Origin of the sequence: Tunturiibacter empetritectus (genome assembly GCF_014201375.1) — a bacterium.
Taxonomy (GTDB): Bacteria; Acidobacteriota; Terriglobia; order Terriglobales; family Acidobacteriaceae; genus Edaphobacter; species Edaphobacter lichenicola_D.
The window spans coordinates 586938-605379 of record NZ_JACHDZ010000003.1 but is presented as its reverse complement, the minus strand read 5'-3'; the positions used below and the strand labels follow the sequence as shown (position 1 = coordinate 605379).

Here is an 18442-nt window from a genome sequence, read left to right as displayed (position 1 = left end):
TAGTTAGGGAATTGACTTCACCAGTTCGCCAAGATCTGGTACGCCTAGGCCGGTGACTGGATCCCAGCCCACGCCAGCGCTATAAAATCCATTAGAACCCTTAGTTATGTCTCTAACTCCCAAGCCCGTTTGCAACTTATACAAAGTGAATGGCAGAAAACCCAAAGGCGGTTTACCGTGTGCCCGACGCCATTCGCCAATGAGTGCAGAGAACCCGGCCCACATTGGAGCACTCCAACTGGTTCCCCCGACAGGCCACTCCTTACCTTTGAACCAGACGAATGCGCCTGGATTTGGATCCGCTACGGCGCTAACGTCGGGAACTAGTCGTTTGCCTGGAAAAGTCGCACCCGCGGAAGTTTGCCAAACCGGACGGGGGAATGATGCACTAACGCCTCCTCCGCTATCTATCCACCCCGTCTCACTAAGAACTCTGCCTGTCGAACGATCTAGAGAGAGTGTTGTGCCGCCAACGGCTGCAGTAGAAGGATCAGAGGATTGGTATTCAACCTGCGGCGGATCGGGACTCCTTGCATGTCCAGATGCATCAGGGTTTGACCCAGCATCTCCTGACGATACAAATACAGTGATACCCCGCCCTTGGAATCTAAGGAACTTGATATGTTCGGCCTTAATTTCGTCAGGACTGACCAAGTCCTCTCGTAGACCCAGACTGATCGACACTTGATTAAGTCCATCCATTTTTTGAGCATCGGAGTAAATCGTGTCCAAGGCCCTATCGAGGGCGTCATAATCCAGCGATCCTGACGCATAGACCCTAATTTCGGCTCCAGGTGCGATGCCGCTCGCCCACTCAACATCTAGCGTTTCCTCTCCGTCGGGCGCGGAAAGAGGTGCCGTCGAACCCTGAACATTGATGACTTTTACCCGATCCAGGGTAATAGGCAAGCCACCTTTTTGCCAAAACGTCTGCAAATCGGTCACTTTCGGGAAGGTGTCAATCAGAATTGCGATTCTTTCTCCACGTCCTGATACTCCTAAATTGCCAGCTCCATACGCATTGAGGATCTCATTGACCTTGAAGGTGGGTTGAGTTGCAAACGCTGGCCGGGGCACGGGAGCCTTGTCGTCGCCCCCCATCGCGCCCGATTGTTTTCGCGTAACAATGTGTTTCACCGCCTGAATAACGGGCTGAAGACCGCCAATCGCAATAACGCTATCGCCGACCTCTATCGGAAGTTTAGGCGGAGTAATAGCGGAGGGTTCGGTTCTTCCCTGATAGGTAACGACGACCATTTTCACACCCAAAGTTTTTTCAATGTCCGCAACACTCGCTTTTGCGTAAATATTAGTGAAGTCGGCACTGACCTGGGTTATCTGGAAGCCACGAGGTTTGAGCCAATTAAGCAGTTGGTTATACTGCGCTTTGCTACCAGAATACTTTTCTGTCATCTCCTGAGATGAAATGATTTCACCTCTCGCCACGCGCGCTTCGAGTTCCTCCAAATTTGTTGTTTTAAGGGTGAAGTGTATTTCCAATTTGCGTGACTTCGCATCATTGCTCAGGGCAGCTATGCCCGATTGAGAAGAGGGGAGTCTTACTATGCTATTGTCGAATTGCTTAAAGCCCGCATCTGATTGTCCCGCAAGAGCGACCGGAGAAATGCAGGCCCCGATAAGAATTGCCTTTATCGCGTCGAGATTGAGACGCTTGCTTTTTTTAAACATGATTCCCCTTCTCCTTGGCTCTCTAGAATGCGACTGACAAGAGACTCATTGAAGTTTGACATCGGCTGTCGGAGGGTTTTGGACTGGTGACTCGCAACTGAGGAATTCGATCAATCAAACAAGCCGAAGCTGCATTCGGGCTGATATTAGCTGCTGCTATGCTGGCCGAACACAACGTCTATCACAGAAATACAAACATTGCAAGACCTTATGTGGAGCACTGACAAATATGAAAGGAGCCACATGACCGCATTGCTGCTTTCTGCGCACGCAGAGAGACCGTCATAGGAACTTCTTGGTCTGATTAATTTGCGTAAGATCTGCCTGCTGAACCGCGAACAGATGGGCCAGCCGATGGCTCCTGAGTACAGGCGGCCTGATACGATTGACAGTGTTTGAAATCTTCCAATCATCCCCACACTGTGAGTGCTTCGGTTGCGTATTCTTCAAGGTGTGCCCATAGAGTTGTCGTAAAGGCGTGGCATGAAGCAAAGAATTGCGTACGAAGAGTGACAACATTTATAAGGCGAGGTGTCCTGTGCAAGTGGGTAACCGCAGAAACCACATAGAGATCTTTGATCGCGTCTTCCAGGACTTTGGACATTTCATGATCAAAGGTTGCCCTCTAAAGCAAGACTGTCTGCGATTCGAAGAAAACGCGATTTTGCGGGCGCTTCGGAATTGCTTCGATTGCGCCTGATTCGGAGGACTTGGTGAATCTGCGGATCACGCGAAGCCAGTAGATCTTTCTAGCAGCGTGAAGCAAAATCGCCGATGTAGTCGGCGACAATGCGCTCTTGGTGAATGGATGAATGCGTGACACTTGTGCAGTTCTCATAAGCTCGAAGGTGTAGGTACAGAGCATTGCCGTGGTGAATAATTTCGTTGGGAAGTATCGATTTCGAAAGATCTACTGAGACGTCCTCAACAACCCAGTCGTTCGGAAACGTGAGATTTAGTCCCAATTTACTTGCTGTTTGGCTAAGTAGTCCTGCGCCTGTCCCAAACCGACTAATGCTCGATCCGGAAACTGACAAAAAGGGTGTGTCGGTTGAGAATTGCTGTAGAAAGCGAAACAAACGGGCTGTAGTCAAATCGTGGACAGATGGATGCCGCAGTGAAGCTGCAAGATTGACACCCCACTGCGCGAGAGCCAGATAGGAGCTCATCTGTCCTTGCAAGAATGCCCCTGAATTGGGAGTGGCCAATGTAACGATCCCATTCACTTTTCGCTTCGTTTTTGATTCGAAACAGAACGCCTTCAACGGCTTGGTGTCGTCTCCGTAATCAAAAGACTTAAGCTTAGGAACTTCTGCAGCAAAGGCTTTTGGGTCAGTGAGAATTAAATTAGCAACTCGCGATACGAGGCCACCCATACTGTGACCCACCAGAAGTAGTGGCCTGTCTTTCTTGGTGTTTCCGAACACGGTGTTAGCTAGTTCTGCGCCACTTCGAACAACCGAATGTCTCCACTCATATTGGAATCGATAGGTGGTCGCACGCGGCATCACGTGTCCTATAAGGTTCTCGAGCCTGATCATACTTTCGCCATCGCTCTTAAACCCGTGTGAGATATAGACGAGCGGGTCTTCATTTGTCACTGGCAAACGGGGCGGCCCGAATATGTTGAGGTTTACCTTCATTTCACGTCCTCTGGATCAACCAATCCAACCAAAGTTTGTACATTGTGCCCGAAAAATTGGGCCATGTAGGCGTGGTCGAATCTCAACGTTAGGCTCGGACCTATGCGCACGATGCCAGGGATTGACAATATTTTCCAATATCGACCGATTTCTTTCGATGTCTGTTCATTCATTGGCGACTTCAATGGTGTTTGCTTATAATTGGGTTCGTTTTCCACTATTTGTGCAACGGATGCCAGGTCGAATGCTTGCGTTTGACTAAATGATGAGATCTGGTTGACGGGCCTCCACGAAACGACTGCAACGCCGTTCCTGAAATCCTCATGCCGACAGCCAGTTATCCCCGTTAGGTCCCAAGGACCAGATGCGTGTCCACGGCACGGTGCTCCTGAATCCTCCATGCGATAGGTTCCCTTCCATGTCAGTGAGCAACCGGAGGCGAATCTTCTGAGAATCTCGTTGGCGATAGACGAGTCCTCCTATAAATTTCATCTCAGGTTGGTAGCGCGCATGAAACCTCGTAAGAATCGCGGAACCTTCACGAATTGCTGTTGGAAGGCGATGATAGAGTTCGAGTAGATATTTCGCTGCAGACGACAGCGACCGGGCAGTTACGATGATATCAAGCACGGCTAAGTCGAACCGTAACCAATTGTTCCTTCCGATATTTTCCGTAGCGGAAGATTCTCCGATCTTTTCCATCCTTTGTTCGTCAGGAAAGACAAGCTGTTGATCTTGCTTCGCTTCGTTTTCGTACTGGAAGACAAATCTCGAGAGCCTGAGAGAGTCGAGGATGTTTTGCCAGGAATTTCGATGACGGATCCCGTCGGCCTGAGCGCGGAACTCCACCCGGACAGCAGGATTCTCCAGAAGCGCGAATATATTGCCATCCAACCCCTGAAGGCTAATCTTCGGCCTCCGCTCATGATCAAATCCTTCGTGCCACGCGATCAGAGACTCTGCTGAAATCCGCGCATAGTTATTCATAGATGATGTGATCCGATCAAGAGCTTGGACTTCCCAGCGGTGATATCCGGCAAATGCGACGCTGGACGAGATCGATTGCGCAATGAGATGCCAATCATCCACTCGGTCTAAAACGCAATCAATATCCGAGTAGGGGTCGACGAAGTCGATCAGATGGAGCGACTGTTCCCCTAGTGATTGTCCCTCTGGTGACTGTTGCTCAATACTGAGCGGGCGATCATCGAGAACGAAATTTCGAATTAAACCGCCCCAAATTCCAATACGAATGCCAGCATCATCCGCGCACGCTAACAGGGAACTCACGCCAGAAAGCTTTGTCCATTCCTGAATGAAGGTAGTCTCAGTGAGCGCAAATCCGTCTAGTAGTCTCGGCATAGGTAGTGAAATAGTCTCATAGAATCAGATCGCGGCTTCAACGTGCGATTGGGCTGGCGAACAAGTCCAGTCGTTCGCAACATCCAAATGCTTTGATTCAAACTCCATAAAAGCGCTTCTCGCCAGTTGCTTTCGATTGTCAGCAACTTGAAACTATCTTACCGACCGACAGTTAACTAGCCTTCACAGTTTCCACAAAACGTTAGGACTCTATCTTGACTGCCCAAAACGCAGAACCGTGTAGTCGCCAGGATCAGCTGGTCGGGCAGTTAAGATAGAGCCGTTTGAAGGGAGCCGCTTGCGTTTGCGGCGGATGCGGTCAGGCTATGGGAATTGAATCGATTTTCGCCTGCAACAGGCTGAAGGATAGCGAGTTAGCAAAAAGAGGCGAAAGTCGATTCAGGACGCTTCGGCAGCCCATGATGTCCGGAGTATCGCACGCGTAGCGTCCGCTGGGCAGGCAGTTGAGTGGATGATCTAGCGTTTGTCGCAGAGAAGGAGGATTCTCTGTGACCCATCTACGTCAGATCATGCTGGAAGAGTTGGAGCGTCGCAACTACGCCCCAGGAACCATTCACGCTTATATCCGCACCGTCGAGCACTTCGCTCAGCACTTCCGTTGTTCGCCCGACAAGCTTGGCCCGGATCACATTCGGCAGTATCAGGCAGCGATGTTTCGCACCTGGAAGCTGGCCCCCAACACCGTTACGCAACGGCTGGCAGCGTTGCGCTTTCTTTACATCCAGGTGTTGAAGCGAGGCTGGAGTGCAGCCGAGACGCCCTATCCGAAGAAGGTGCTGCGGCTGCCGCAGATCCTCAGTCAGCAGGAAGTCGCAAGGCTGATCCGCGCCACCTGGGCGCGGAGATCGGCTTCTTCAGCGTGCTTCATACCTGGGACCAGAGGCTGCAACATCATCCTCATGTCCACTGTGTCATCGCCGCTGGAGGTCTGGCCCCGGATCACTCCGGTTGGATCTCCTCACGACGATCTTTCTTCTTTCCAGTCAAGGTGCTCGGACGCGTCTTCCGCGGCAAGTTCATCGCCGGTCTCAAGACCGCGTTCCTTGATCGCAAGCTTGAGTTCCACGGACCTCTCGCATCGCTCGCTGAGCCACGCTGCTTCGCCGCCTGGCTTAGAGTCCTGTTCCGTCATGACTGGGTCGTCTACTCCAAGCGTCCCTTCGGTGGACCCGAGCACACCCTGCGCTACCTCGGCGCATACACACATCGCGTCGGCATCGCCAACAGCAGGCTGATCACTCTCCGATGGTCAGGTCAGCTTCCGCTGGCGTGACTCCGCGCACGGCAACAGGAAGCGAGTCATCAGCCTGCCGGTCGACGAGTTCCTCCGCCGCTTCCTGCTCCATCTGCTCCCACCGGGCTTCGTCCGCATCCGCAACTTCGGCTTCCTCGCCAATCGGCAACGAGCCAGGCTGCTGCCACTCTGCTTCAACCTCCTTGAGAGTTCACCAGACCTGCCAGCGCACGCTGCTCAACAAGCCACCCGGTCAACCGTTCTTCCGAAGTGTCCACACTGCGGCGGAACGATGTACGTGACCGAACGGCTCTCCTCGGCTCAACTGCTGGTTCGTCCTCCACCGCTCCCAGACAGGAAAGCCGCATGAACCTCCAACCTCAGCCTCGAACGGACTTGGTGCCTCACCATCCCTGCCTGTCCTACGCCCCTACCGATCCTCAAGGCCGCTCTTCAAGGGCAACAGACCAGTCTGGTCACGGGCCGACGCTCATCCGTCGCCATCAACTCCCAGGTCAAGAGCTCTCAGAACACCAAAACGTCCGGCCTCATCGCTGCCACAAACAGCTCAAGCCTATCCAACTCCCATAGACCAGCGGCCCCGGACAAAGCGGCTTCCTTCAAGTCGCTGTATCTGGACCGCACCATCCAGAACTGTGCCACGTCAAACAATCTCAACCGTGCGGTCCAGATACAGCACTGAGACTTCTCGGGCGACTCGTCAACTCCGGCAAGTGTTGGGGCAATTCAAGGTGCGGTGTAAGCCGCACAAAATGCACAAACATCGAGCGCCGTCGACATTCCTATGTCCAATCAGGGGAAAAAAGGTGCATTTTGAATACCCAACGTGATTGCGGTCGCGGGCCAAAAAGCGTGGATATAGCATTCACGCTTGTCGCGCCTTCTATACCGAAGCCGCTGATACTCCACCCACCGCTGCAGCCGGAACTCCTAGAACCGATCCGATGTACGCGATTGCTGATCAGGAAGCCCGCGATACGGGGCCTGAGTCGCCGTAGTCTGACGGAGAACTGCTCGATTCTCAAAGCGTATATTCGAGAACTTCGCCAATCGAAATCCGCTACCCACAAATTTACTTGGAGTGAACTTTACACATAGACTTACACATTTAATTGCTCCGTTACCATAAACCACACATAATAATGGTGAAATCGGCAGACACAGCGGACTTAAAATCCGCAGACCCTTATCAGGTCGTGGGGGTTCAAGTCCCCCTCCGGGCACCAGAAACAAAGCACTTGCGCTTCATTTTTGGCAGCATTTGGGCAGGAAAATTATTCATATAGATTCTTCATATCGTCGCACTCGTCCGACGACAGGGATTCTTTGAAATAGTTTGGCGCGTGCCTTTGAACGGCTGAGAGTCGGGTGCTCTCTATCAACAAGTTAAGAGTCAGGGTAATTCCAAAAAATGTAGAGCACGAGCGATTTATCGCACTCGCGAGCTTCGCGGATTATCAGTTGCGAAAAAGAGGAGTGGCTATGGAAAACTTTTTAGAAGCGGCCATAGCAGATCCCATCGCGTTCCCCTAAAGTCAGTCGTACCAAGTATCGATTCGATTATTTCGAAGTAGTTTATTGGCTTACAGGGTGTTGCGAATTTGGGTTTCCCCACTATCGATGCGAACCTGTCTCGTCAAATCTTCCGTACCTAGAAGGAAGATCGTATGGTCCGCAGTTCTTCGAAAGATTCCACCACGTGTGGCAGTACGTCTGGAACAAATCCCACCCTAACAGCGTTGAACGTAGCGTAAATAGAACCCAGGCGTGATTACGATCCGTTCCATCTCGGATTAGAGATCTTTCGTGCATATAGCGAAGAGTGCTTGTAGTGCAGGCCAGATTCGGCCGGTCAACAACATTCCTTCAGTAATGGACGTGATGGAACACATGCCTATCTAAAAACGACCGCGTAGATCGCAGTTCGGTTTGCGAAAGGTCGGCCTGAATTCAGTTTGTCGATCCGCGGTCATGCATCGCGGCATCGCTTTTGATTATCTTGCGAGGCACAGGAGACGAATCATGAAGACACTATGTGGGTTGCTAGTACTATTTCTCGCCATCACAGTGATGGGAGCGGGGCAGGCGATCTCGGTTAACGGTGGATCAATCCAAGGGACAATTACAGATAGCACCGGAGCGATCGTGCCTAATGCTACAGTCGTGGTCGTCGGGAGTGATACCAACTCGTCGAAGAGGTTGACCACAGACTCGGGCGGCTTTTATAGCATTGGACCTCTGAATCCCGGTCCCTATACGGTGACTGTATCGGCGTCTGGGTTTGAAAAGCTTAATGTCAAAACGGTCGTTCGCACCGGTACCGCAACTACGGGAAGTTTCAAACTGACCATAGGCGCCTCCACGGAGACTGTTGAAGTAAACGCCGGAGCGCTGCAGGTGAACACCGAGCAAGCGGGTGTAAGCGATGTTATTACACGTGCGCAGATCGATACTCTTCCTGTCAATGGTCGCAACTTCCTTGATCTGGCTCAGATTGAACCGGGCGTCATTCTGCAGAGTGGCGAATCCTTTGACCCCACAAAGGCGGGTTACTCGGCTATCTCAACCAGCGGTGTTTCTGGTCGCACGACCCGCATTCTGCTTGATGGTCAGGACATTACTGACGAGAATGTGGGAACCACCATTTTCAATGTCTCCCAAGGTGCCATTGGCGATTTTCAGTTGAATCGCTCGACACAGGATGTCTCGGGTGACGTGACTTCTACCGGCCAGGTGCTGGTATCGACCAACTCCGGAACCAACTCGATTCACGGGCAAGCCTTCTACAACTTCCAGGATCACCGCGCGCTGTTTGCGAACACTGCCGGAGGGATTGATACTCCTTTCCAGCGTAATCAGTACGGAGGAAGCGTCGGCGGACCGATCATTAAGGACAAGCTGTTCTTCTTCGGAAATGCGGAGCGCATCAAGCAGGAGTCTCCCGTTTCGATCACCATGGCCCCAATCTTCCTGGCGATTCAGCAGGCGCACCCTACCATTCCTTCTCCTTATCGTGAGACGTATTCGACAGTTCGCCTGGACTACAACGGACCCTTGAGTGTGCACTACTTTGTTCGTGCGAACTATGATGTCAACAAGTCCAGCTCAAACTTTGGCGCGGGCTATGAGATCTACAACAACCGCGACAATACGCCCGGTTTTGCGGGTGGCGCGGACTTCACGACGGGACACTTCACTCACTCTTTCCGCGGCAGCTATGAGAAGTTTCACAATCTTCTGGTCGACGGCACTGCGGGAAACACCAGCGTATATAACGGATTTCAAGGGGCGAACGGACAGAACCTAAACTTCCGTCTTGCGTCGTTAGGACTATACTCCGGTCCGAACGTTGATGCTCCTCAGAATACCTACCAGTCGGATAAACAAATACGCTACGACGGATCCTGGACCAAGGGCTCCCATCTGATCCGGTACGGATATAGCCTGAATCGTATTCTTGGTGGAGGATTTGCCAGTTTCTTTCAGGATTCTCCTCGTGTGAGTCTGTTGGCTGGCAATCTGGTCGCAAATTGCGGGAACGGAACTCCCGGCACCTGCCCCTCCGACCCCGTGAATGGGTACTTCCCTTCCCAGGTCCGATTCGGAAACGGAGAGGGCTTTTCAACAGAGAACCCCGGTTTCAACCTTCCGGGTGGCGGACTCACCGATTGGCGCCAGGGAGCCTACATCTCGGATAACTGGAAGATCCGTCCCAGCTTCACGCTCACAGCGGGTCTTCGCTGGAGCGTCGATACCGGCCGGGCCAACCAGGACTTGGCAACCCCTCCGTGCTCGGACGTCGCCCCAGGGCTGCTGTCACCGTGCTCAGGAAGCGCCCCTCTGTTCGATCAGTTTCAGCCTGGGCTTGGTAAGAAGGTTCACCAGCCGTATGCAAACTTCGGTCCTCAGCTTGGCTTCACTTTCAGCCCCGGCGATCACAAGACAGTGCTTCGTGCAGCATTCGGCATCTTCTACGAAAGTGACGTTTTCAACAATACTCTCAACGCCCGTGGCCCGCTTCTCAAAATGGGTCTCTTCAACGACGCAAACCACACGATTTGCGGGGGAACCAACTCGCTAACGCTTCCGGATGGAACAGTAGTTACGAGCGATGGCGGCGTTTCCATCGCTACGCTTTGCACAGAACCAATCAGTCAGGCAGGTCAGCACTTCCTCAACCTTTCGAATCTCTTCCAGAAGGTAACCGCATCCGTTGGGCCCGCCAGCAATGGTCAATTTGTCGGAAATACGTTGACGGCTACTGCCATCTATGGGGCTCCTTACCGAACGCCGTACTCCGAACAGTGGAACGGCGGCATTCAGCGGGAGATCTTTAAGGGTGGCATCCTCTCAGTCGATTACGTTCATAACTCAACCCTTAAGATCGTTCAACAGATTGACGTGAATCATCTTGGAGCTGCTCGCTATCTCAACACCGCCGCGGCCCGAAATGCCATAGCAACAACCACCAGCGGCTTCGGATGCGCTGGTGGATCCACGAGCGCGGCAATAACGTGTTCCATAGCGGCTGGAGCTTCGATCCTGGACTTCGCGGCGAATGGGGTCGATTCGGGGAGAACCTTTAACAACACCAATCCAGCATCCTACCGTGGACTCACTCCCGATACGGGGGCGGCGTTTCCCGGTGCCAATCCTTTGCTGGGAGAGGGGCTTTTCCTGCTACCGGTCGGGCGATCTGGCTATGATGCGCTGCAGGCGGTCTTCCGCGAGCAGAAGGCCCATCCGGCTCCTGGAATTATGTCCTCCAATCTGCAGATCTCCTACTCGTTTTCCCGTATCGTCTCGACGGCAAACCCCGCCATCAACAACGGCAACACAGGCGTAGGGGACCAGTTCTTCGCTTCGCCTTCGTACGACTGGGACAATCCTACCCAATATATTGGCCGGAATGGATTGGATCACACGCATGCGATCTCGTTCGGCGGATCGGCAACACTGAAGTATGGACCACAGGTCGGTATCATCGGTCACTTTTACTCTGCGGCGGCCACCGATCTAAATCTTGATAATGGAGGAACCGGCGGCGGTTCAACGGCTGGTATCTTCCAGTCCGACGTAACCGGTGACGGCACGATCGGTGATCTTGTACCCGGAACGAATCCCGGATACTTCATGCATCAGTACAAGGGCACGAACCTGAATAATTTGATTAACCAATACAACGCGACGCAGGCCGGTCAGTTGACACCAGCCGGCAAGGCTCTCGTCGCAGCCGGGCTATTCAGTCAGCAGCAGTTGGTTGCTCTCCAAGCGACACAGCAGCCTATCGTCCCAGTGCCGGAGGCTCATGGGCCCGAGAACGCGTTCTACCGTGCCCTCGATGTCAACTTCTCCTATCCTATCCGTCTCTCTCGCATACGGGAGGGTCTGTCCCTGGTCCCCGGCATCGCGTTCTACAACGTTGCTAATTTCTCGAACTTCAAAGACTATCAAAACGGTACTTTGGCAAATACCACCACTGGCAGTTCGAGCGGCCTGCTGAATGGTCCCAATAGTTTTAGCGATCACGATCAGAATCGCGTGCAGCGTGGTTCAGGCACATCAGACATCGGTGGGCCTCGGAGCACGGAGTTCCAGTTGAAGCTCAACTTCTGACGTTTGCGGCTGTACGCAGATGAGAGCGCCTATGGAACGGTGACGTCGAAGGCTCCGGTCTCAATGGTCGCGCTGTGTTTCATTTGGATGAAGATTCGATAACGGCCAGGGGAGGGAAACCCGTAGGGAAACTGGACGGTGCTGGAGATTGGCGCGCTGTCTGAACCCATGTCCATGTTCATCACTGTGTGGTTGTCGCTTGCGCTCCACTCGTTGCTTCCGTTGGCGAGCATGAGCGCAGCCATCGCAGCGGAACCCTCTGGATGAGTGTGCGCAAAGACGGCGCCGTCGGTCTTGACGAAGGCTGCGTGACCCGCCATGCCCATGTAAGGCTCAACGTCAGTTGCAGGCTTTCCGTTGGCGTCAAGCAGATGAAAGCGGAAGGCGTATGCGGTGTTTGCGCTGATGGTTGAGGGGCGATCCCACACTATCATGTATCCATCAGGTAGTTTGTAGGAGTTGCCGAGTTGACCCTGGCTGAGCGGCTGCGGAGATCCCTTTGCGTCGTCGGGGCCGAGCGGTCCGCCCGGCATATCGGCTGGAACGGTGATGGTGGAGACGAGTGTTTCGGGGAAGCCGTTCGCGTGAACGATGTCGCCGTAGAGCTTGTAGGTGCCGGCGGGCATGGCAGGCAGCGCGATACGAAAGTCTCCTGCGGAGGCGAGTACGGGATGCAGGTGGAAGACAGCATCCATCTCCGGCTCTCGAATCGCGTAGAGATGCATCAGGTGTCCGTGGTCGGGAAGAAAGTCTTTGTTGGATCGGAAGCTACGCTCCTTGCCTCCATCGTAAGACTGCAAGTTGAGATCGAGGGTATTGCCTGAGAGTGCCGGTGTCAGCGCCATGGGGTGATAGACATCCAGCGCGTAACTGGCCGCCTCGACGTTCCACCAGGCCGCGCCGCCCCATATCAAGAGAGCCATGACCACGAGGCTGCCTGCAGTTGCAAGAATGGCTCGACGTCTGCGATTTGGAGATGGAATGGCGCCGGGTTCCAGGCGAGCATCCCGGACAGCCGCGGCGACGATACCGGCCATGCTGACAATCAGGAAGAGGCCAAGGATTCCGAGAGTGATTCCGAGGCCATGTTGCATCTTCAACGTCGAGAGGGCGACGGCGGGTACTGGAACCGAGACGATTTGATCTCCGGCGTCTCCTACAACCTCGAAGCGGACTTGCCAGGAGCCGGAGGCCATCATCCAGATGCTGCCGGTAAAGAATGCCGGATCGGCGGTGGAGTTGGTCATAGGGTCGGACGTGGGAGGATGCTTCGACGCTTCGCCGGTGATTGGAAGAGGAGTAATGCGAATGCTTTTGACTGTCGCACCGCTCGAACGTGCTTCGACGGAAGCTACTCCGGGAATCACGATTGGGGTGCGGATCGTGACAAAGAGTTTGTAAGGGCCTGCATCGACCTGTTCATAGACATCCTTACTCCCTACGTGAGCGTGGGCGCGAAGGGGAGCGGCGAAGGCACAGAGCAAGAGGAGCAGATGGACGCGAATCGGATTGGACAAACGCTTCACCGTTGCACGCTCCGCATCCAGCGTCCGAAGCTGAGGCCGATCCAGGTTCCGATGGAACCATAGATTGCGGCGCGTAGCAGTCCACCAAACAGAACGGAGCCGTGATCGGGATGCAGGAAGAGACGCAGGCGATCGAGGCCGTCGGGACGGGAGTTGTAGTCGAAGTAGATAGTGCCGAAGAAGCGATTCTCGGATGCCTTGGAGAGCAGGAAGGTGGCAAACGGCCACTCCACGATGACCAGCACGGAGACGAACAAAAAGCCGGAGACGAGAGCGACCATCCAGGGCTTCCAACTGCGGGTTCGCTGCCAGAGCAGATCGAGTGCAAGCGCGGGAGCGAAGATGAGGACGGGGAACTTCGCCGGGACCATGTGGGTGACGGGATAGAAGACGGGGCCAAGCTTCGGCTGCGCGGGGAAGAGAGGAAGAATGAGAATCTCTGCGATCGCGAAGATCATGTAGACCATCGCGGCGGAGGTGGCGGCCCACTTGTAACGAGACGCCTGCGAGAGCATGGCGAAGACGACCGGAAGGCCGATGGCCATTGCGATGTAAGCAGAGGCCGAGTGTAGCTGGACGTCCCAGGTGTACTCGATCAGAAAGAACATCTGACCGGCTATGAAGAGACCGCCAACGTAGAGGAGGAGGCGCTGCAGGGTCTTGAAGGTTTGTTCGTTGGCCTGCTGTCCTTCGACTGCGCAGCGATTCATTGCGGCGAGGATGAGAAAAAGTATGCCGACTCCGACGCCGCGAATGCCGAAAATCAACAGCGTGTGGGGTGGACTTACGATTTTGACGTCCAGACCATAGGCGGCGTGCCACCAGTTGTCGAAGGGGGCCGAGGTGATCATCGCAATGCCGCCCCAGGCTGCGATGAAGGCCCCGAGCGGGGCGCGGAAGCCGAGGACATTGACCGATGCCGCTCTCTCTCTTGAAGAGCGTCCGAAAGTGTTGATCAGCATGAGGTAGCCGCAGATGATCGCAGCTAGAACTCCGCAGGCGTAGATGGCCATGTGCGCTGGAGTCCAGAAACTGTCGCGACCGATGGAGCGATGCCAGGAGACGTCCCAGGCTCCGCCGATCGAGGAGGAGGTGACAGCGAGCGCGCCGCACCAGATGTACCAGGGAACGCTCGCGGTCTTCGTGGATACCTGCGTTCTGGAGTGACTATCAGCGTACGGAGTTGGGAAGGTGGAGGAAGCCATGGGACCTCGCAGTCGATGCTGCCGATGGCCCTATCTTATATGTTGTCGCGTATCGAGTTGTCTTACTTCTGCAACGGGAGATAGATCTTACTGTGTTCGAGAATGAAGGCGACAGCGGAGTGAACTACGCTTTTGTTTCGCGAGGAGCGCGTGAGACGGTTCTTTTTTTCGTCCGTGGTGTCGGCGTGCGAGGTGCTGGAGCGTTCCGTTTCGCACCTTTGCTCTGGATAGCCTTGGCCACGGCGGTTAGGGCTTCCTGGGAAAACTCGAGATCGTCAACGACCCGGGCGATGACGACAGCGCCGACCAGACTGGCGTAGAGTGCGATGGCTCGTTCGCGGCGAAGACTTGTAGATCGGCCCTGAACAATTTCGGAGAGGTAGTTGATGAAGGGCTTTAGTTCTTCGGTGACGGTATGTCGCGTGACGGATCCCTGACGTGCAATCTCGGAGCCGAGGGCGGCTATGGGACAGCCGCGGCCAGCGTTGTCACGGTGTTTGGTGACGAGGTACTCGTTGACGAGGGTTTCCAGGGGATCGCTGGAGTGGTCCATGGTGCGGATCCAGTTGTCACGCATCCGGACGACGGCGCGTCCGCAGGCCTGGGCGACGAGATCATCTTTTGATTTGAAGTGGCCATAGAACCCGCCATGGGTGAGACCGGCGCTCTTCATTAGATCGGCGACACCGATGCCATCGATGCCGCGCTCTCGAAAGAGCCTGGTTGCAACATCAAGGATTCGTTCGCGGTTCTCTGCTGCTTTTGTACGGCTTACTCTCATCGAAGATCGACCTTGGGTTGATTGAAGTTTCGAGTCTTATTTTATGACGATCGTCATCTTTGTCGCGTTTGGCCACTCCGACTGTGAATCGATTGCCGAAATTTGCTGACCAGCACCGAAGTTTTGCGATAGAGTAGACATATCTTTTCGAAAAACTGATTTGTTTAGCTCCGTGCTTCAGGCGATGCGGCTCCCGCGATGTCTTTGGCGAAGCTTCCATTCCTTTCCGTTCCACCAGGATGTTCGTTCTCTTGCAGCTGCATTAGGATTTGAATTCATTGGAAGAAAGAGGTGGCATGATGGGGATCTCCCGGCGCGATTTTCTGATGCGAGTAGGGCAGGTGGGTGGCTATAGCGCCGCGTTTGCGACGATGCAGTCTCTCGGGCTGATGCCGATGAGAGGTGCGGAGGCTGAGCCAATTCACGCGGCGGCCGGGTCGGGCAAGGGCGTAAAGGTGGTGGTGCTGGGTGGTGGGATCGGCGGTCTGGTATCAGCCTATGAGCTGCAGAAGCTGGGATACGAAGTGACTCTGCTGGAGGCGCGCGAACGACCGGGTGGGCGTAACTGGACGGGCCGGGCCGGCGCTGAGGTTTGCTTCTGCGATGGATCGAAGCAGGCGATTAAGTGGGAAGAGGGGAACTATCAAAACCTTGGCCCTGCGAGGTTGCCGAGCACACATTGGACGATGCTGGGATATTGTCGGGAGCTCGGCGTTCCGATGGAGGTGGAGATCAATACGTCGCGCTCCACCCTACTTCAGAACGACCGGGCGAACGAGGGGAAGCCAGTGCCGCAGAGAAAGGCGATCAACGATACGCGGGGGCATGTGTCGGAGCTGCTGTCGAAGTGTGTTGCACATGGCGCGCTGGACTCGGAGTTGAGCAAGGAAGACCGCGAACGGATGACGGCGTTTCTGAAGGTCTATGGACCGCTCGACGATAACGGTGCATATGTCGGGTCGGAGCGAGCTGGATATAAGACGACGCCTGGCGCCGGAGCCCAGGTGGGGGTGCCGGAGGTGCCGCTGGATATGCGGGTGCTGCTGGATGAGGACTTCTGGTTTGACCTGTTTGTCGAAGAGGACTGGGACTGGCAGGCGACGATGATGCAGCCGGTGGGCGGGATGGACCGGATCCCATATGCGTTTGCGAAGGCGCTGGGGCCCGTGGTGCAGTACAACTCGCCGGTGACGGAGATCCGGAAGACCTCGAATGGTGTTCGCGTGTCGTATACGCAGGGCGGCGCGACGAGGCAGGTGGAGGCTTCCTACTGCATTATTGCGATGCCGTTCTCAATCTTGAAGAAGACTCCGAATGACCTGTCGCCTGCGTTCAAGAAGGTTGTGGACGAGAGCACGATGGGCGGCGCCTACAAGATTGCGTGGGAGAGCAGAAGGTTCTGGGAGCAGGACTACAACATCTACGGCGGCCTGTCGTATCTGATGCAGGGACCTAGCCCTATATGGTATCCGTCGTCGCGGTTGATGCATCAGACGGGTGTGGTGGTCTCGGGTTATACGGATGAGCTGAATACACCGTTCTACGACATGACTCTGGACGAGAAGTTTGCGGCGTCGCGGGCTTCGATCGAGAAGGTTCATCCGGGCCATGGAAAAGAGTTGATGAATCCTGTGTTTTGCGGATGGAGTCGAGTGCCGTGGAATGAGGGCTCGTGGATCAGTAAATATGGTGGCGGCAAGAGTGGATATGACGTGATCATCCAGGCGGATGGGCCGATTTACTTTGCCGGCGATACGGCGAGCCATATTGTGGGATGGCAGGAGGGTGCCGCGCTGAGTGCTCGTCGTGCGGTCGGAATGATCTCCGATAAGGTGAAGTCGGCGAGACTTGCCGGGGCCGTTGGCGCGGTGCTTAGCTAATTTTTTCGGAAGCATAGGGAGTGACTGATGAAGATCAAGCTTGGTGTGATGGCAGCAGCGTTGATGGCTGTTGCGTGTGGAGTGCAGGCACAGGTTGTAGTGAAGCATCTGCAGCCGAATGAGAAGTCGCCTATCGCGAATGGTGTGTGGGCTGGAGACACGCTTTATCTGAGCGGGCAGCTGGCTTCGCCTGTGACGCCTGCCGATGAGGCGAAGGGGACTGCTGCGGTTTATGGCGATACGAAGACGCAGGCGATGAGCGCGTTAAATAAGATTCAGGCGCTGCTGAAAGAGCAAGGGTTGGATATGAAGGACGTCGTGAAGATGACGGTGTTCCTGGCGGGCGATCCGGAGAAGGGTGGCAAGCTGGATTTCCCGGGGCTTCAGGCGGCGTATACGCAGTTCTTCGGCACAAAGGATCAGCCGAATAAGCCGGCGAGGAGTGCTTTTCAAGTGGCGGCGCTGGCTGCTCCGTGGGCACTGATTGAGATAGAAGTGATCGCCGTGAGAGGGAAGTAGAAGCTGGGCCGTAAAGTATGCAATAAGCGACGATGACACACGTCGAACCGCGAGAGGCAGAGCTTTCTATCAGGAAGGCTCTACCTCCAGTTGTTCTGGAACGATTTTTCCAAGGCGATCAGCGTGGCGGGCTAGCAGTGGGCCGATTCAGTCCTTGCGGGATGGTTGGCGCGTTCTTTCGGCGATCTACCTTAGATGTTGCCAGGCGTCGTAGGTGAAGATGCCGATGATACCTGCGGTCATAACCGCTGCCGCAACGCCAAAGACGCGGACAAATGGCGCGATTTTAGTTACCTTGCGAACGATCTCGGTCTGAATGTGTTGTTCGTGAGTTGCGTTGTCACTGAGGAAGAGCTGGTCCTCTTCATAGCGGGTGAGTTGTCCCTTGTAGGCGAGTAGCGCGAGGAAACAGGCCGAAAATACCGCCCAGACGATTAGGAGAACAGGTAAAGCGCTCATAGCGGTTCCTCCGCCCTGTGACAGGGCCGACGTTCTTGTTTTCGGGCGGTCCATGTTCCGAGTCGTGCGACGTTTTTGCGTCCTTCGGAGCAGGCCGTCCGCCGCAATCATACGCTTGGAAGGGTGCGGTTCGACAGGGTTTTTCGGGGGGGAGACTAACTTATAACGGGGCTGGAACGCTAGTGCTGAAAGGCCCAGCGGATGCCCAGAAATGCTATGGTTGCGACCGTGGTGAGGACGGCACACAACATGATAAAGATGAACCACGCTGCACGATTTGCGGTCTTCGCCGAGGGCTGGGTGATGCCCATAGTGTTAATGAAGGCGTTCGAGATGAAAAGGAGAAGCTTCATGTTTAATTAGAGGGAGGTACTGGTGGATAGTAGCAGGATTTCTTAGGCAAACAGCTGAATCGGAACGGGCTGCGGCGCATCCTATGGAATGAGGGCTTGCCGGAGCGGTGGCAGGCGCATACACTTAAAGATG

At 54.7% G+C, this 18442-nt stretch carries 11 protein-coding genes and 2 pseudogenes; 5 read left to right on the top strand and 8 right to left on the bottom strand.

Annotated features, from left to right (window positions below):
- Positions 1–3 precede the first annotated feature (3 nt).
- From HDF10_RS11670 to HDF10_RS11660, 3 genes are all read right to left on the bottom strand, one after another.
- Positions 4–1689 carry a S53 family peptidase gene (locus HDF10_RS11670; RefSeq protein WP_183813489.1) on the bottom strand — a complete coding sequence of 562 codons (1686 nt, stop codon included), beginning with the start codon at positions 1687–1689 and terminating at the stop codon, positions 4–6.
- Positions 1690–2438: 749 nt separating this feature from the next.
- Positions 2439–3332, bottom strand: a complete 894-nt coding sequence (locus HDF10_RS11665; protein ID WP_183813487.1) for a lipase family protein — start codon at positions 3330–3332, stop codon at positions 2439–2441.
- Between the two features lie 321 nt (positions 3333–3653).
- On the bottom strand, positions 3654–4694 hold the full coding sequence (locus tag HDF10_RS11660; protein ID WP_183813485.1) for a hypothetical protein: 1041 nt from the start codon (positions 4692–4694) through the stop codon (positions 3654–3656).
- Positions 4695–5224: 530 nt separating this feature from the next.
- Between HDF10_RS11660 and HDF10_RS21400 the strand changes: the two are divergent.
- The 3 genes and pseudogenes from HDF10_RS21400 to HDF10_RS11645 all read left to right on the top strand — a co-directional run.
- Positions 5225–5449 (top strand): annotated as a pseudogene (locus HDF10_RS21400) (site-specific integrase); the annotation flags it as partial.
- 86 nt (positions 5450–5535) lie between these two features.
- Positions 5536–6319, top strand: a pseudogene (locus HDF10_RS21395) (IS91 family transposase); the annotation flags it as partial.
- 1673 nt (positions 6320–7992) lie between these two features.
- Positions 7993–11586, top strand: a complete 3594-nt coding sequence (locus HDF10_RS11645; protein WP_183813481.1) for a TonB-dependent receptor — start codon at positions 7993–7995, stop codon at positions 11584–11586.
- Between the two features lie 29 nt (positions 11587–11615).
- Here HDF10_RS11645 and HDF10_RS11640 read toward each other — a convergent pair whose 3' ends face one another.
- The 3 genes from HDF10_RS11640 to HDF10_RS11630 form a co-directional block, all read right to left on the bottom strand.
- Positions 11616–13112, bottom strand: coding sequence for a hypothetical protein (locus HDF10_RS11640; RefSeq protein ID WP_311732742.1), 1497 nt, complete (start codon positions 13110–13112; stop codon positions 11616–11618).
- Entirely contained in the window at positions 13109–14317 is a 1209-nt protein-coding gene (locus HDF10_RS11635; protein WP_260177825.1) for a hypothetical protein, read from the bottom strand. Before HDF10_RS11635 ends, HDF10_RS11640 begins: the two co-directional genes overlap by 4 nt.
- Positions 14318–14441: 124 nt before the next feature.
- Complete coding sequence (locus HDF10_RS11630) at positions 14442–15098, bottom strand: TetR/AcrR family transcriptional regulator (protein ID WP_183813479.1); 657 nt, start codon at positions 15096–15098, stop codon at positions 14442–14444.
- Positions 15099–15394: 296 nt separating this feature from the next.
- Here HDF10_RS11630 and HDF10_RS11625 point away from each other — a divergent pair, with 296 nt between their 5' ends.
- Together HDF10_RS11625 and HDF10_RS11620 are read left to right on the top strand one after the other, a co-directional pair.
- Positions 15395–16978 (top strand): flavin monoamine oxidase family protein, encoded by a 1584-nt coding sequence (locus HDF10_RS11625; RefSeq protein ID WP_311732741.1) that lies wholly within the window; start codon positions 15395–15397, stop codon positions 16976–16978.
- Positions 16979–17005: 27 nt separating this feature from the next.
- Positions 17006–17497, top strand: a complete 492-nt coding sequence (locus HDF10_RS11620; protein WP_183762808.1) for a RidA family protein — start codon at positions 17006–17008, stop codon at positions 17495–17497.
- A 186-nt stretch (positions 17498–17683) separates the two neighbouring features.
- Here HDF10_RS11620 and HDF10_RS11615 read toward each other — a convergent pair whose 3' ends face one another.
- Positions 17684–17956, bottom strand: coding sequence for a hypothetical protein (locus HDF10_RS11615; protein WP_183813477.1), 273 nt, complete (start codon positions 17954–17956; stop codon positions 17684–17686).
- A gap of 179 nt (positions 17957–18135) precedes the next feature.
- Positions 18136–18309, bottom strand: a complete 174-nt coding sequence (locus HDF10_RS11610) for a hypothetical protein (RefSeq protein WP_183813475.1) — start codon at positions 18307–18309, stop codon at positions 18136–18138.
- Positions 18310–18442: the final 133 nt, after the last annotated feature.